Consider the following 16599-nt stretch of genomic DNA (forward strand, 5'->3'; position numbering starts at 1 on the left):
GTTTATCTCCTTTCTTTCATATATCGTATTTCAAATTCTTGTTGACTTATAGGTTTATCATAATAATAACCCTGTCCATAATGACAACCAAGTGACTTTACAAAATCATGATATTCTTTTGTTTCTATTCCTTCAACAACTGTAGAAATAGATAAAATTTTTGTCAATTTAATAATTTCTTCCAAAATAATTTGAGCTTTCTTATTTTTTCCATCTAATATTTCTTGTAAAAATATTCTGTCTATCTTTAATTCATCAATATCGATCTTTCCTAAAATATTTAAAGATGAATAACCACTTCCAAAATCATCCATTGAAACTTTAAATCCTATTTGATGTAGCTGTTCTATCTTTTCATTGACTGCATCTACATTATTAATGACCAAATCTTCTAATATTTCTAAAGTCAGCAAATGAGCTGGTACTTGATACTTTTGAACAATCGCATTTAATCGTTCGACATAATCAGATTCATAGAACAATAATTTAGATTGATTGACAGAAATACCGATAGGCTCTATACCTTGATCCATCCATTTTCTAATTTGTAGACACGCCTGTTCAAACATATACATATCTAATTTCATACAAAAGCCACTTTTTTCAAAAATAGGAATAAATTGATTAGGATACAATTGCTGGTTATCTTGTGTGATCCAACGGACTAAAGCTTCACTACTTTGTAATTGACCAGTTTCCATATCAACTTTTGGCTGCAAATATAATTGAAATTCTCCATCTTTTAAAGCCTGTTCCATATGACTTTCAATATGATTATCCATTATTTCCTGTTTATGTAATTCAATATCATAAAACCAAATATTAGAAAGTAGCGTTTCCTTTGATTTTGCTAAAGCAAACATAACTCTGACCATTAAATCTTCAAAACAATTATCCACAATCAGTTCTTCACTTGATATCGCCACACCACAATGAATCTTCAAATGATAATTTGTGTGTAATAAATCCATATATTCAATAATCTCTTCCATCATTTGATTAAGGCGTGTCAATAAAACGGATTCCTCTGTTTCACATAGAAAAACATAAAATTGATCTGCTGTATCTCGGCAAAAAAATTCTCCATCATGTAGATTGTTTTCAATCACTTTCTTTTCATGACATAACAACTGATCTCCCAAATCATGACCAAAAATTTCATTAAAAAACTTAAATTGATGAATATTTAAAACAGCCACACTACAACACTTATTATCCATAAAGTATCGTTCACCCAAAGTCATAAAATAAGAAAAATTATACGCTCCTGTTAAATGATCAAAATAAGCGACTTTCTGTAACTCACGATTGTTTTTTAAAATAATACGATAACCATAAATCAACAATCCTACAACTAACAATATGATACTTAAAAATATCAAACCTACCATTCTCATATTCCTATCAGCAAACAAGTGAGAATTTTCCAACATATTAACACATAAAAGGTTCCAATCTTTTAATCCAATAGGTTTTAATAGAGCATGATATTGTGCATTTTCATATTCAAATGAAAATGTTATATCTTGATGATCTTTTAAATGTTCTTTCATTTACTGATAATCTTGTTTTTGCAAAAAAGGTTGTTGAAATATTGAAGTCTGATGAAAAATATCATATTGAGAGTTGACTAAAACTTGACCAGATTCATCAACAAGATAAGCATATGTATCCCCACCTAAAATACCACTTCCTTGCCCAGCATCCATCAGCAATTCTACTGTTTGTGTAGCGATTAAAGCTCCCACAATCTGTTTGTTTTGATAAACTGGGATTCCATAAGCATAAATCATTTCATGAGTTAATTGACTTTGAAAAATATCAGATACAGTACGTTGATCAGCCAAAGCATCATAAACAACACTTTGAATTTCTTCTTGAAAATCTGTTAGAGGCTTATTGACCAATATCTCTTGATTTAAATTGGCAACAACTCCCCTTTCATCCAAATCAAAATACATCATCGTTATAAAATCATTTTGTTCATTAGTTTCTTCTAAAACCTGTGGAAATTCTTGATTGTTTGTTATATTTTCCAGCTGTAAAACACTAGCAAAAGAATCTAAAAATTGAAAATCATTATCTATTTGTTTTTGTATTATATGAATGTATTTATCAACAGTATTATCAACTTGGTCAATCATATTATTTCTGACAATATGATTTAAATAAATACGCAAAAAAATACTCATAGTCAAAAGCAGCACTACAATAACAGAAGAAATTATGATCATTTTTTTCATTTTTTCTCAAGTTCCCCTTTTATCATCATTTTTTCCTCCATTGTTTCTCATTTCTCCATGATATTATATCACTTTCTTGACAACTATAAAACATTCTCTCACAAAATAAAAATCGCCTCTATCTCAGTATAGAAACGACTCATTATCTTTTATTCACAACCATCATCACATTTATGGTCCTGATAATATTGTTCCTTAATATCAGTAAATTGTGGACAGAAGTCACTATTATTACATTCTTGTAAACGACGCAGTTCACGAGGAATAAAAGCACGAATTTCTTCAGCATTATAACCGACCTGAAAACGTCTTTCATCAATAATAATAGGTCTTTTTAAAATAGATGGATTTTCTTGAATAAAATGAATTAATTCATTAATAGACATATCATCTAAATCTATTTTATTTTCTTTAATAATCTTTGATCTTTTAGAAATAATGTCATCTGTTCCATTTTCACTTCTTTCTAAAAGTTCTTTTAACTCAGTTTCACGTAATAATGTAGAAAAAATATTTTTTTCAACATAAGGAATCTGATGTTCTTTCAGCCATGCTTTGACTTTTCTACATGAAGCACAACTTGGTGCTGTATAAATTCTAATCATTACATCATCTCCTCTTGTTTACTCATTATACATCATTTTCAACAATTATGAAATTATTTTTTATGATTCTATTGATTTTACATCTTTGTCGTTCTATAATGACTTTACAGCAATGAAAGAATGGAGTAGTTATCTATTCATGTTAAGAAAGCTTGTGGGTGATGCAAACAAGCCATGAACGATAATGAATTGGGATTCTGGAGCTAAAAATGGCATGAGTCATTTTTCGTGAGTCGCGTTAAGACAAGAGTGCATATCGATGATATGAATAAAGGTGGTACCGCGTATTTATACGTCCTTTTTTAAGGACGTTTTTTATTTTAAAGGAGGTCGTTATGATGAAAAGAATGTTAAGTGGAATTAAACCAACTGGTCGTGTGACTTTAGGTAATTATATTGGAGCTATCAAACCTTTTGTTTCTTATCAGGATGAATATGAAATGTTTATTTTTATTGCTAATCTTCATTCTATGACTATTTATCAAAAGCCTGCAGATTTACGTAAAAATACAAAAGATTTAATTGCATTGTATATTGCTGCTGGATTAGATCCTGAAAAAGTGACTTTATTTTTACAGTCTGATGTTTTAGAACATGCTCAACTTGGTTGGTATTTAGGATGTATGGTGTCTATGGGAGAACTTTCACGTATGACACAATACAAAGATAAGAAAGCCAAAAACGAAGTCATTGGTGCTGGTATATTTAATTATCCTTCATTAATGAATGCGGATATTTTAATGTATGATCCTGATTTTGTACCGGTTGGTGAAGATCAGAAACAACACGTAGAATTATGTCGTGATATTGCCGAAAGATTTAATTCACGTTATAGCGAAACTTTCAAAATTCCAGAACCATTAGTGACTAAAGTAGGTGGACGTATCATGGATTTACAAAATCCTACAAAGAAGATGTCCAAATCCGATGAACTAGGAAAAGGAACCATTTATATCTTAGACGATATCAATATTTCTAAAAAGAAAATCAAATCTGCCGTGACGGATAGCGATGGTCATATTCATTATGATCCCGAAAATAAACCAGGTATTTCTAATTTGTTGGAAATTTATTCAATATTAGCAAATCGTCCTATTGAAGATCTTGAAAAACAATATGATGGTAAAGGATATGGAGAATTTAAAAATGATTTAGCTGAAGTTTTAGGAGAAGAACTTGAAAAGATACAAAATCGTTATCATGAAATTATGAGTGGTTCTTATTTAGATGATATTTTAGAAGAAGGTGCCAAGAAAGCACGCATCATTGCAAGAAAAAAACTAGCCAAAGTGGAAAGAAAAATTGGAATTACAATTAAAAAGAAATAAAACAGAAAGCAAACTTCTTATGAATATGAAGTTTGCTTTTTAACCTTTTTGAACCAATTCTTTATACAATAATTCATGCAAGGATGTATATCCTTTTTCAATCTTATGTTTTAAAGCCAAATATTTTTCACTGGGATTTTCTCCCTCAATATGAAATTGTTGGCATATTTCCAAAAAGACATCATAACGGACCACAAAAATCTCATCAATAACTTCTTCTAGACACATTTTCTTTAAACGCTCATTTCTTGTTAAACCAAATTCTTTATCATAAGCTTCATCTTTGATCTGATATTGAAAAAAAGTTATCGGTTCTTGTTTTAATATGTCATTAATCTGTTGTCTTTGTTGCCATGAAAAAGTTCCTCTACGTACAATTGTATGATTTTTAATATCCACAACAAAGCAATAATGACCATCACCAACAATAAAAATACCATCTGTTCCACTGAATTGATAAAATTTCGCATATAAAAAATCATGTAACTGTTTTGTTGAAACATGATAAAGAGGTGCATTTTCTATTTCTTCATAAGAATCATCATCCTGCCACTCATATGGTTCTAATAATTCTTCATCATCATAAACAAAATTCACTAACAAAATATTCAACCCCCCTGTAATGTATCATATGTTTATTATACCTAAAAAGACCATTCTATAATCATCATAAAAAGAAAAAGACTCACTGTTGCAGTAAGTCTAAAATGGGTATGTCAATATATGTTGTTTCATTTATTTGTCACGCTTTATTGCTTTGGCATGATTTCTCCAACCATGAAATCAATCGTTAATGTTGTATGATTCAATGAATATTTTATTTTACGTAAAACTCTATTCATAACACTTTTGGCATCGTCATTATGACATGCAGGCAAAAGAACAACAAACTGATTCACATTTAACCTGGATACAACATCACCAATACGAAGTCCATTGAGTAAAGCATCCTGTACTTTCGTCATCATTCTTTCAATGGCTTTTTGGGAATGTTGATCCTCAATCTGTGAATGATCAAGAATTGTGATTAAACATAACTGAGAACAAATTCCCAATCTTCCCATCATTCTTGATTGCATAGTATATATTTCTCTAAATGTTCCATATTCACAAAGAAAAGCACCATAAGCTTCATCACGTGAAAGTTCCTGTTGAATTTCCATAATATCTAAATCTTCATCATGACTTTCTTTTTTAATCATTTCATATAATTTCAGCATTGATTCAGATGGTTTAACACCCAAAGTCTGATACAATAAATCAGTTGTTGCTTTATATATCTCTTTTGCTTTTTTATACTGCTGTTGAAAATATAAAGAACGAATCCAGATTTCATAAATAGACTCTTCTAAATTATCAATCTCAATAGCACATTTAGCTATTGTTTCCATCTTCTCATAATCCTGTTTATCTTCCAACAGTTTTGCATATTCAACAACCTTATCCATATAAAGTGAATGGTAATAAACACGTTTAGATAAAGTATTATGATCTTCTTTAATTTCTACCAAATACTTCCCTGTATATTCATTAAGAAACTTTTCAAAATATTCTGGTTTTGAAGAATCTCTTAAATATTTTTCATACTTTTCAAATTCAACTGTATCTATTCTTAAATGATATGCCGAATTAATCGCATACGATCCTTTTCCAGTTATAATAAAGTCTGTAAATCCAAACTCTTTTTTTAATAAGGCTCTTAATCTATATATTAAATTTTTTAATGCTCCTATAGGATTATCAACATCATCTAAATACCATAACATTTCAATCAGTTCATTAGAAGGCACTGTTCGCTGATAATGAGATAGGAGATAAGCAAATAATTTCACAAGTTTTTCAGATTTCATCGTGTCACTATCAATTGTGCAATTATGATATGAAAACGAAAATTTACGAAACATTGTTATATTAACATAATCGTTCATTGACATATAACCACGCTCCCTATATAATCTGTGTTTTCATTTTTATTTTAATAGTTTTCTTTAAATTTGACAAGAATTTTAGAATATAATAACATAATTCAAACAAGCGCTTACACATTTAACAAAGTTGATGTCTTTTTTTGTTATTTTTTCTATGAAATGTTCTAAAAAATAATCACTTTTACATATAATCAAAGATGAATGAATATGTATTTTTATACAGAAAAAAGCCAACTCAATGAGTTGACTTTGCTTCACATGAAATTAAGCTTTACCAATGCATCCGAATAATTCCATTTTTTCTTTAACACAAGTTTTAATAGCTTCAGCACCTGGAGCTAATAATTTACGAGGATCGAATCCTTTACCTTCTAAATCTTTACCAGCTTCAATATATTTACGAGTAGCTTCTTGGAAATATAATTGACATTCAGTATTAACGTTGATTTTAGAAACTCCTAATGAGATAGCTTTTTTAATCATATCAGCAGGAATTCCTGTACCACCATGTAATACTAATGGTAAAGTTCCTGTTTCTTGTTGAATAGCATCTAATGCATCAAAATCTAAACCTTCCCAGTTAGCAGGATATTTACCATGAATGTTTCCAATACCTGCTGCTAAGAAATCTACACCTAAATCAGCAATCATTTTACATTCTTTAGGGTCAGCAACTTCACCTTTACCGACAACTCCGTCTTCTTCTCCACCAATTGAACCAACTTCTGCTTCAACTGATACACCTTTTGAATGACATAAAGCTACGATTTCTTTTGTTTTTTCAATGTTTTCTTCGATTCCATAATGAGAACCATCAAACATAATTGAAGAGAAACCAGCTTCTAATGCAGCTTTAGCTCCTTCATAACTACCATGATCTAAGTGTAAAGCAACTGGTACAGTAATATTTAAAGATTCAACCATTGCTTTCACCATTGCAGAAACTGTTTTATATCCAGTCATGTATTTAGCAGCTCCTTCAGAAACTCCTAAAATAACTGGTGCTTTTAATTCTTCCGCAGTTAATAAAATTGATTTAGTCCATTCTAAGTTGTTGATATTAAATTGACCAACAGCATAGTGACCTGCTTTTGCTTTATCAAGCATTTCTTTAGCTGAAACTAATCCCATAATTCAAATCTCCTTTACATTTTTTTTACACATATATCATACACTGATTTTATGAAAATTTCCATAAATATTCTCTTTTTTATCATTCTTTTATTGCTTTTTCTAATTGTTCTAAAGCTTGTTTTAATGTTGAACGTGGACAAGCGACATTAAATCTTTCAAATCCTTCTCCACCTGTTCCAAAGATATAACCTTCATCCAGCCATAAATGTGCTTTTTCCAACATAAATGTTTCTAATTCATTTTTATTCATACCTAAGCTTCGCATATCTACCCAGACAAGATACAATCCCTGTGGATCAATCACCTTAATTTCTGGTAGTCTTTCAGCAAAGAATTCTTTCATATAAGCTATATTTCCAGATAAATAATCTACCAATTCATCAACCCACTGAGCTCCATATGTATAAGCTGCTTCACAAGCTTCTAATCCAAAAATATTAGGATCACTCATACCTGAAGCATTTTTTTCTTTTTGAAATTTTTCTCGTAGATCTTCATTTTTAATAATAATATTAGATGTCTGTAGAGCCGCTAAGTTAAATGTTTTAGATGGTGCTGTACAAATAATACTGAATTCAGCAAATGATGGATCTACATTATAGAAAGGAACATGTTCATTTCCCTCATAAATAAAGTCCATATGAATTTCATCACTAATCACATAAACATGATGTTTTTGACAAATTTTACCTATCTGATACAATTCATCACGTGTCCAGACTTTACCAATGGGATTATGTGGATTACATAAGATAAACATCTTGACATCATGATCAACAATCTGTTTTTCAAACACTTCAAAATCACATTCATAATGATCATCCTGAAATACAAGTGGGCATTCTACAACCATTCTTTCATTTAAATGGATAGATGCATCAAAAGGATAATAAACAGGTTTCATTACCATAATGGCATCACCTTTTTGTGTATAGGCTCTTACCGCTAATTTTAAAGCACCTACAACACCTGAAGTTGTGACAATCCATTCTTTTTGAATATCAAAATGATGGCGTGTCTTCATCCAGTTAACGACAGACTGATAATAACTTTCAGTTGGTGTAGCATATCCAAAAACGCCATGACTGGCACGCTTAACCAAAGCTTCTTTGACTTCTGGAAGAGTTTCAAAGTCCATATCTGCTACCCACATTGGAATCATATGTGAATCTTGCATTTTTTCACCATCATATTTCACACTGTTTGTTCCTTTTCTTTCAATCACTTTATCAAAATCATACATCTTCTCTTAATACCTCTTTTCCTTCAAATTCTGCTTTTGAAAAATGAAATAATGCTATTCCTAATGCCATTGACAAATTTAATGAATCAATTTCCTCATGATGAGGAATAAAAACACTTTGACCATAATTTAAATATGTATCATCCAAACCATGACTTTCATTACCAAAAACCAAACTATGACATTGATGAGAATGAACCTGATGAATATTTTTAGCCCCTTTCAACATAAAAGGATAGAACTCATGATCAGAAAATGCATGATAATATTCTTCAAATGAGTCATAGTAAGCAACATTCAAATGAAAGATGGCTCCCATTGATGCTCTAATGACTTTAGGGTCAAAAATATCAACAGCTGGTTTAATAATAGCTAAGTTTTTATATCCAAATCCTAACATTGTACGCATAATTGTTCCCATATTTCCCATATCCATGGGATGTTCCAAAACAACATGATGAGCCTGTTGTAAGGGGGATGTATAGATTTTAAAAACGCCAATCGCATAACAATTATTCTTAGGACTTAATTTTTCAATCGTACGATCATGTACATCAATCGGAATATGATATTGTTGGCATAATTCTTGAATCATAGGATATCCCCTATTTTGATGAATGGATGAATGAACAACCACTCTGACGACATCCTTTGGTCTATGCTTTAACAGTTCAATCGTTGGAAAAACACCTAAAGTATAAGACTGATCATTTCCTTTTTTATATAATTTCATATTCCCCTTCTTTTTCCTTCCTGATGATTTGTGCCTGCTGATAATAAGACAAAGCAAAGCGATGATTCTTTTCTACATAACGTCCAAGTTCATATAATTGGCTTAACAATAAGCAAGCATCATAACTATTTAATCGTGCTGACTGATGTAAATAATCTAATGCTTTCTTTTGATTTTTATCCACAACAATACCATCAAAGTAAATCATAGCCAGTTCATAGGCACAATCTCCCTGCAGCAGATAATATCCATATATAAAATAATGCATGGCTTCTTTCAAATCCAAATCCACACCTATACCTAACTTCAATAACAGTCCAACCTTATACATACATTCTTTTTGAAAATGCTTTGCTCCTAATAAATAAGATTGAAAAGCTTCAGAATATTCTCTCTGTTTTTCTAATAAAATTCCTTTATAAAGATATGCTTCTTTTTGTTGACTTTGTGATAAATACTGGATTGCTTTTTGATCATCTTGAGTCACATAGCGTCCATACATATAAAACAGCCCCAACCTTAAAGCTGATAAGCTGTCAACATTTTGTTTGTAGTAATTGAATGCCTGTGCAATATCCTGTTCAACACCATATCCATGTTCATACATATAACCGATATAATAACAACATTCATGATATCCACGCTGATATAAATAAGAAAAGATTTCAAAAGCTTTCTCATAATCTTGTTTGATTCCAAAACCTAAAAAATAAGTTCTTGCCAGAACATAGAGATGTGAATCATTATTTTGTTGATAAGCTGTTTTTAAAAACTCTTCAACATCAGGTATTTCAAAATAATAACCTATTTCATCAATCACTTGAGAAAATACACTCACCATAAATAAAGCTTCTTCCTCACTTAATGAAGCAAATTCACATAAATAGCGAACATATCGAGAGATTTCAAAATCCTCATCAAATATAATAGCTTCAAAAACACCCATTTTCATTCCTAAAACAACCAAATAACATTCATCCATCATATCTGGTGCTTCATCATTTAAAACTTCCTCAAAACGTTCAATCTGAAACCTTAATCCATCTCCATAGCGATTAAAGACATCTATAACCTTTTCAATAATCTGAATATTCATTTATTCACTTTGATTAATCTGATGAATTGATTGTAATTCTTTTTTCGCATTGTCTCGTAGTGCTTCAAAATGTGCTTTATCAAAATGAGCACCCTGATCAATAAAATCAATCAATTCATTATATTTTTCTACAATCACTTCATATAAAGATTCTTTAATCACATAATCCAATTCATTATGAGCCTGTTGTGTGATTTGATTAATAGACTTATATTGTTCTTTAAACATGGCATCATAATCAATGACCGTTTTTTTCTTTTTAAATAATCCCATAAACTTCTCCTTTCATCACTCTTAACATTATTCTACTTGATTTCTTAAAAAAATAAAGCCCTTTTTTGATTTTCATCATTTTGATAAAAAAGTTCAACTTTTTTTCATTATCCATATAAATCATGAACTTTATTTTCAAAATTCTATAAATAATTTCCCTTTTTTAGATTTTATGAGATAATTTCATTGAGGTGAAAATATGGATGATTTATTACAATTAGAAAAGGACTTATCTTTTCAGTCTTTCGATCATGAAGATGCCTATATTTTAGGACAGATGCTTGTTGAAAAAGTGAAACAAGATCATCTCAAAAACATTCGTATCCGTATTGTTTTGCATCATAATATTGTTTTTCAATACCTGATGAATGGAAAAACAGGTGATGAATGGCTGAATCGTAAACAAAAAACAGTTGAAACATTTGGTCATTCCTCATTTTATATCTGGGCTCAGAATGAACAAACACATCAATATGATCATTATCTCCAAGATTCCCAGTTGGCGATATGTGGTGGTGGTTTTCCATTAATGGTTCAAAATCAAAGAATAGGATGTTGTATTGTTTCAGGATTAGAACATGATCAAGATCATCAAATCATCGTCCATTGTCTACAAAAATTAAAAAGAAAGAAGGAGCAATCATGAAATTAGGAATTTTAGGAACCGGAATGATTGTCAAAGATTTAATGACAACTTACTCAAAGTTCGATATTAAAAAAACATATTTACTGGCAACTGCACAAACTCAACAAGAAGCTGAAGAATTATGTCAAAAGTATCACTTAGATCAAATCTTTTATGACTATGATCAATTATTAGACAGTGATATTGATACAGTCTATATAGCATTACCTAATCATTTGCATTATGGTTTTGCGAAAAAAGCGATATTAAAAGGAAAGCATGTGATTATTGAAAAGCCTATTTGTGCCAATGCGCATGAATTACAAGATTTAATTGCTTTAAGTCATGAACATCATGTCATCATTTTAGAAGCTATGAATATCCATTATTTACCAGCCTATCAATCTTTAAAAACACATTTATCCAAATTAGGACAAATCAAAATCTTAAACTTTAATTATAGTCAATACTCATCACGTTATGACGCTTTTAAAGAAGGTCGTATTTTACCTGCTTTTGATTATCATAAAGCTGGTGGTGCTTTAATGGATTTAAATGTTTATAACTTACATGCTATTATAGGATTAATGGGACAGCCTGAAAATCAGCATTACTTTGCTAATATTGAAAAAGGTATTGATACAAGCGGTATTATGGTTTTAGAGTATCCTCATTTAAAAGCGATTTCTATTGGAGCTAAAGACTGTAAAGCGCCTATTACTTCAACTCTTCAGGGAGATCAGGGCGTTATTGTGATTGATAAACCTATGAATCAGATGACTGAATATACATTCATTGATAATAAAGGACATCAGACAAAATATGAATTCCCTCAAGATCAGCATCGTTTATACTATGAATTTGAAGAATTTATCAGAATCATTAATGAAAAAGATTTTGAAAAAGCACAAGCCATGATAGAATTAAGTTTACAGGTTGCTCAAGTTATGGAAAAAGGTAGACAACAGGAAGGAGTTATTTTTGACAATGATCAACAATAAATTAGTATTAGGTTATATTGGAAATGGAAAAAGTGCCAATCGTTACCATATTCCATTTGTTTTACAAAGACAAAACAAATTTATGATTAAAAAGATTTTTGATATTCACGTTCGTCATGATATATGGAAGGCCATTGATGGTGTAGAATATTGTGAAGATGTCAATGCATTACTACAAGATCCTGACATTGATATGATTGTTGTATGTACAACACATCATTTTCATTATAATTATGCCAAAATGGTACTAGAAGCAGGTAAGCACTGTTTAGTAGAAAAACCATTTATGGAAAATTCAAAACAGGCAAGAGAAATCTTTGATTTAGCGAATCAAAAAGGATTATATTGTTCAGCTTATCAAAATAGACGTTATGATAGCGATTTTTTAACTGTTCAAAAAGTCATTGAAAGTGGAAAATTAGGTGATTTATTAGAATTAGAAATGCATTTTGATTATTATCGTCCTGAAGTTCCAGAAAATGTTGATCACTTTGATCCAGCCCATTCTTACTTATATGGTCATGGATGTCATACTTTAGATCAAGTGATTTCTTATTTTGGTCGACCTGATCATGTTCATTATGATGTCAGACAATTGCTTGGTGAAGGAAGAATGAATGATTATTTTGATTTAGATCTTTATTATGGGACTTTAAAAGTTTCTGTCAAATCAAGTTATTTTAGAATCAAAGAAAGACCAAGTTTTATTGTTTATGGAAAAAAAGGAATGTTTGTCAAACAAACAAAAGATCGTCAGGAAGAACATCTGAAATTATTCTATATGCCTGATCATGAAGATTTTGGAAAGGATACTCCTGCACATTATGGTGTATTAACATATGTAGATGATCAAGGTCAATATCACGAAGAAAAAGTTCCTAGTGTTGATGGTGATTATGCGAGAGTTTATGATGGTATCTATGATTGTATAGTCAATGGAAAACCGCAAATCATTACACATGAACAAACTCTTTTACAAATGGAAATGTTAGAAAAGGGAGTTCAAAATTTAAAATAAAAGAGATTTCCTATTGTGAAATCTCTTTTTATGATTGTCTATTGTCTATAGACTTTTTCTGCTTTTTATACAACAAGGAATAAAGAATACTCAAAACATATTGAAAAGATATCTGCGAATAAAATGTAGCTATTTTTTCATTTTTTTCTTTATGAGGAATCAATATATGATAGCGACTATATTTAAATAGAATATCATCATGATTAGAGGTAATTGTGATGATAGGCACATGATTATATAATAATATTCTGAGCGATTCACGATAAACATCCTGCTTAGAATAAGTGATAAATAAGGCCACATCTTGAGGTGTAGCAGCCTTAGAAAAAGAAACTTCTTCTTTATTTTCTGTTGCGATATAAAAGAATTTTCCTATTTTGATGAGTTTATTAGTAAAACCCATAGCAGTCATCTTGGAATCTCCAGTCGCATAAATAAAGACTCTTTGACTACGATCAAGTAAATCCACAATTTTTTCGAGTTCATCTATATCTAACTGACTATTAATCAAGTCAATACTTTCCTTATAGACATGCGCTAAGCTATTAATAATCTGCCAGGTCGGTTCATCACTTTGAAAAGGAAATGAAAAATCAATATCCTGCCTGACATATTTTAAAGACTCCATATAACGCATAAAGTCTATTTTAAAATCACGAAAGCCTTTATAGCCTAGTTTTCTACATAGTCTAATAATACTTGCATTCGAAGAAAAAGTCACCTGTGAAAATTCTTTAATCGTCATGAGGATGACAGCCTGTGGATTTTCTTTGATGTAATGAACAATCTCTCATTCATTTTTTGTAAATAAAGTTTCATTGTCTAACAAATCAATGATATTCATAGCCTTCACTCCCTTTTTCCCATTATAACATGCCTCTTTTCTTTTTGATAAGTCCTTTCAAAATAATAAACATGTTTTATTCATTCGCATACATTCTTAGGACGCTTTGTATTTTCAAATATATATAAACATGATATAATGCACAAAAAAGGAGGAAGTTTATGCATCATCTTGCTTGTCCCAAATGTCATGAACCACTTATTCTCGATGGTAAAAGTTATCGTTGTCAAAATGGTCATTGTTATGATATTGCGAAACAAAAATATATCAATCTCTTATTAAATCCAGATAAAGCCACAAATAATCCTGGTGATAATAAAGAAAGTCTTCTATGTCGTCAACATCATTTAAATAAAGGCTATTATGATGGTATTTTAAATGAAGTTATGCACTGTCTAACAAAATATACATCTTCTCCACGTCAATTATTAGATTTAGGATGTGGTGAAGGCTATTATACATATCGTATCAAAGAACTATTAAATGACGATTCAACAATTTATGGTTTAGATATTTCTAAAATTGGTATTCAAATGGCTACAAAATATACCAAAGATATTTATTGGATTGTAGGTAATTCTAAAAACATTCCTATTGATGATCATTCTTTGGATGTTATAACAGCTTTATTTACGGTTGTTAATGCACAGGAAATAGAACGCTGTCTAAAGAAAAATGGCTATATCATTCATGTTACAGCTAATCCCTATCATCTTGTGGAATTCAAAGAACTGATTTATGATGAAATTAAAATCAAATCTGATCAGCATATACGTTTACCTTTTTCAGTTGTTGAAAGTTATGATTATAAACAGACCATTCATTTACAGACAAAAGAAGATACACTCAATCTTTTACAAATGACACCCCATTATTATCATATTAAAAAAGAACGTCGTCATGTTTTAGATACTTTAGGTGAATTTGATGTGACTATTGATATTCGTATAACAGTTTATCAAGTCTCATGAAATATCAGATTCGTCACTCTTATTTAACACTCTTTATTGATTCACCTATATCCATCATTGATTTATTTCAACAGTTTCATTTATCTAAAAAAACAATTCATCTTATGAAACAAAATAAATCATATCTTGTCAACAATCGTTATGTTTCACCTTCAACAGTATTAGTCAAAGGTGATCAATTGACATTCAAAGCTTTTCAAGAAGATGATGGGATGTATCCACCCGTATATGAAGATTTAGATATTGTTTATGAAGATGAGTTTTTATTGATTGTGAATAAACCACCTTTTCTTCAAGTCTTTCCAGCTAAACCAGATGATACAAATTCTTTGGCGCACCGTGTCAGTGGCTATTATCATCAACAGGGTTATAATCTTCCCGTTCGTTTTATTCATCGTTTAGATTATGAAACAAGTGGATTGATGATTTTTGTGAAATGTGCATTTGTACAGCCTTTATTAGATTATCAATTGTCTATGAAAGACATTCATCGTCATTATTTGGCTATTGTTGAGAGAAATTTTCATGATCATCAATGGCATACCATTGATAAACCGATTGGTAAAGACCGTCACCATCAACAACGCATGATTGTGCATCCTCATGGTAAAAAGGCATGTACACATTATCGTTGCCTTTCCAGCAAGAATCATCTTTCTTTGATAGAATGTGTTTTAGATAGCGGCAGAAAACACCAGATTAGAGTTCATATGTCTGCTATTGGACATCCTATTTTATCAGATCAACTTTATGGTCACTCTTCTGCCCTGTTGAATCATCAGGCGTTGCACGCTTATCAAATAGAATGCATTCATCCTATTACCAAAGAAAAACTGACCTTCACTTGTCAGCCTCCATCAGATATGTTGAAACTTATAAAAAAAATGGATCCTCAATTTTGAGGATTCTTTTTCATACTGACCATTTTCATAACATTCTTTTCATTTAGATCAAATAAAATATGAGCATCTATTTCACGACGTATACCACAATCAGAAAACATAATCCATTCTCCATCACAACTATGTTTATATCCTGTGATACAAACCCAATGCCAATTAGCATCTTCAAGTTCTTTGGCCTGATGAGATAAAATCAGTAAGCTTACTGGATTACCTTCATCTATACTCTTTTCAATAAATTTCATAGCCTGCCAGTAACTTTTAGGCTGTTTCATGTAAACAGGTTTCAAGAACACCTGCTTTTCTTGCATCATCTGACAAAATGTTCTTGCAAATTTATATAAAAATGGATAACCCATTTTTCCTGGAGTAAAGCGTTGAAACATCTGATTCATAATTTCTAAAAATTCTGACTTTGACATTTGTGTGATAGATAAATAATATGTATAAAGATGACTTGCTAAAACACTGGCACAACCAGCCTTTTTGGCCCAATCATCTAAAAACCAGTCCTGATTACCACCATAGCCAATACATTGACCGTTTTCATAAATATGAATCATATCCAATTCTTTTTTCATATTTGACCTCCTTGACATTATTGTAACATACCCACAAAATATTGTATAATGATTCCAATGTCTTAAAGATGGGA

18 protein-coding genes and 1 other annotated feature are annotated in these 16599 nt (G+C 30.5%); of the genes, 6 read left to right on the forward strand and 12 right to left on the reverse strand.

Features of this window, described 5'->3' with window-relative positions:
- Window positions 1–2 precede the first annotated feature (2 nt).
- From B5E48_RS06380 to spx, 3 genes are all read right to left on the reverse strand, one after another.
- The gene (locus tag B5E48_RS06380) at window positions 3–1553 is read right to left on the reverse strand and encodes a putative bifunctional diguanylate cyclase/phosphodiesterase (RefSeq protein ID WP_087304483.1); all 1551 of its coding nucleotides are present in this window, start codon (window positions 1551–1553) and stop codon (window positions 3–5) included.
- Window positions 1554–2243 carry a cache domain-containing protein gene (locus tag B5E48_RS06385; RefSeq protein WP_087304484.1) on the reverse strand — a complete coding sequence of 230 codons (690 nt, stop codon included), beginning with the start codon at window positions 2241–2243 and terminating at the stop codon, window positions 1554–1556.
- Between the two features lie 149 nt (window positions 2244–2392).
- On the reverse strand, window positions 2393–2848 hold the full coding sequence (gene spx / locus B5E48_RS06390) for a transcriptional regulator Spx (protein WP_087245049.1): 456 nt from the start codon (window positions 2846–2848) through the stop codon (window positions 2393–2395).
- A gap of 103 nt (window positions 2849–2951) precedes the next feature.
- Window positions 2952–3151 (forward strand) — a binding site (T-box leader).
- Between the two features lie 35 nt (window positions 3152–3186).
- On the opposite strand from spx, the gene trpS reads away from it, so the two are divergent.
- Complete coding sequence (trpS, locus tag B5E48_RS06395) at window positions 3187–4176, forward strand: tryptophan--tRNA ligase (protein WP_087296789.1); 990 nt, start codon at window positions 3187–3189, stop codon at window positions 4174–4176.
- 39 nt (window positions 4177–4215) lie between these two features.
- Here trpS and B5E48_RS06400 read toward each other — a convergent pair whose 3' ends face one another.
- The 7 genes from B5E48_RS06400 to B5E48_RS06430 form a co-directional block, all read right to left on the reverse strand.
- Window positions 4216–4773 (reverse strand): hypothetical protein, encoded by a 558-nt coding sequence (locus B5E48_RS06400; RefSeq protein ID WP_241146938.1) that lies wholly within the window; start codon window positions 4771–4773, stop codon window positions 4216–4218.
- Between the two features lie 152 nt (window positions 4774–4925).
- On the reverse strand, window positions 4926–6110 hold the full coding sequence (locus B5E48_RS06405) for an AfsR/SARP family transcriptional regulator (protein WP_087304485.1): 1185 nt from the start codon (window positions 6108–6110) through the stop codon (window positions 4926–4928).
- A gap of 258 nt (window positions 6111–6368) precedes the next feature.
- The gene (gene fba / locus B5E48_RS06410) at window positions 6369–7235 is read right to left on the reverse strand and encodes a class II fructose-1,6-bisphosphate aldolase (protein ID WP_087304486.1); all 867 of its coding nucleotides are present in this window, start codon (window positions 7233–7235) and stop codon (window positions 6369–6371) included.
- Window positions 7236–7317: 82 nt separating this feature from the next.
- Window positions 7318–8481 (reverse strand): MalY/PatB family protein, encoded by a 1164-nt coding sequence (locus B5E48_RS06415; protein WP_087304487.1) that lies wholly within the window; start codon window positions 8479–8481, stop codon window positions 7318–7320.
- On the reverse strand, window positions 8474–9214 hold the full coding sequence (locus B5E48_RS06420) for a TrmH family RNA methyltransferase (RefSeq protein ID WP_087304488.1): 741 nt from the start codon (window positions 9212–9214) through the stop codon (window positions 8474–8476). The genes B5E48_RS06415 and B5E48_RS06420 overlap by 8 nt, the downstream gene beginning before the upstream one ends.
- The gene (locus tag B5E48_RS06425; protein WP_087304489.1) at window positions 9201–10310 is read right to left on the reverse strand and encodes a tetratricopeptide repeat protein; all 1110 of its coding nucleotides are present in this window, start codon (window positions 10308–10310) and stop codon (window positions 9201–9203) included. The genes B5E48_RS06420 and B5E48_RS06425 overlap by 14 nt, the downstream gene beginning before the upstream one ends.
- The gene (locus tag B5E48_RS06430) at window positions 10311–10583 is read right to left on the reverse strand and encodes a hypothetical protein (RefSeq protein ID WP_087244150.1); all 273 of its coding nucleotides are present in this window, start codon (window positions 10581–10583) and stop codon (window positions 10311–10313) included.
- 199 nt (window positions 10584–10782) lie between these two features.
- Here B5E48_RS06430 and B5E48_RS06435 point away from each other — a divergent pair, with 199 nt between their 5' ends.
- From B5E48_RS06435 to B5E48_RS06445, 3 genes are read left to right on the forward strand one after another with little or no spacing between them, the layout of a single operon-like run.
- Window positions 10783–11229, forward strand: coding sequence for a heme-binding protein (locus B5E48_RS06435; protein ID WP_087304490.1), 447 nt, complete (start codon window positions 10783–10785; stop codon window positions 11227–11229).
- Window positions 11226–12209, forward strand: coding sequence for a Gfo/Idh/MocA family protein (locus tag B5E48_RS06440; protein ID WP_087304491.1), 984 nt, complete (start codon window positions 11226–11228; stop codon window positions 12207–12209). The genes B5E48_RS06435 and B5E48_RS06440 overlap by 4 nt, the downstream gene beginning before the upstream one ends.
- Window positions 12196–13227 (forward strand): Gfo/Idh/MocA family oxidoreductase, encoded by a 1032-nt coding sequence (locus B5E48_RS06445; protein WP_087304492.1) that lies wholly within the window; start codon window positions 12196–12198, stop codon window positions 13225–13227. Before B5E48_RS06440 ends, B5E48_RS06445 begins: the two co-directional genes overlap by 14 nt.
- A 28-nt stretch (window positions 13228–13255) precedes the next feature.
- On the opposite strand, the gene B5E48_RS06450 is transcribed toward B5E48_RS06445, so the two are convergent.
- Window positions 13256–14014, reverse strand: coding sequence for a MurR/RpiR family transcriptional regulator (locus tag B5E48_RS06450; protein ID WP_343286329.1), 759 nt, complete (start codon window positions 14012–14014; stop codon window positions 13256–13258).
- Window positions 14015–14232: 218 nt separating this feature from the next.
- Between B5E48_RS06450 and B5E48_RS06455 the strand changes: the two genes are divergently transcribed.
- On the forward strand, window positions 14233–15042 hold the full coding sequence (locus tag B5E48_RS06455) for a methyltransferase domain-containing protein (RefSeq protein WP_087304493.1): 810 nt from the start codon (window positions 14233–14235) through the stop codon (window positions 15040–15042).
- Entirely contained in the window at window positions 15039–15944 is a 906-nt protein-coding gene (locus B5E48_RS06460; RefSeq protein WP_087304494.1) for an RluA family pseudouridine synthase, read from the forward strand. The genes B5E48_RS06455 and B5E48_RS06460 overlap by 4 nt, the downstream gene beginning before the upstream one ends.
- Here the strand turns inward: B5E48_RS06460 and B5E48_RS06465 are convergent.
- On the reverse strand, window positions 15935–16525 hold the full coding sequence (locus B5E48_RS06465) for a hypothetical protein (RefSeq protein WP_087304495.1): 591 nt from the start codon (window positions 16523–16525) through the stop codon (window positions 15935–15937). The genes B5E48_RS06460 and B5E48_RS06465 overlap by 10 nt on opposite strands.
- Window positions 16526–16599 lie beyond the last annotated feature (74 nt).

This window comes from Massilimicrobiota sp. An105, from assembly GCF_002161155.1.
Taxonomy (GTDB): domain Bacteria; phylum Bacillota_I; class Bacilli_A; order Erysipelotrichales; family Coprobacillaceae; genus Allocoprobacillus; species Allocoprobacillus merdigallinarum.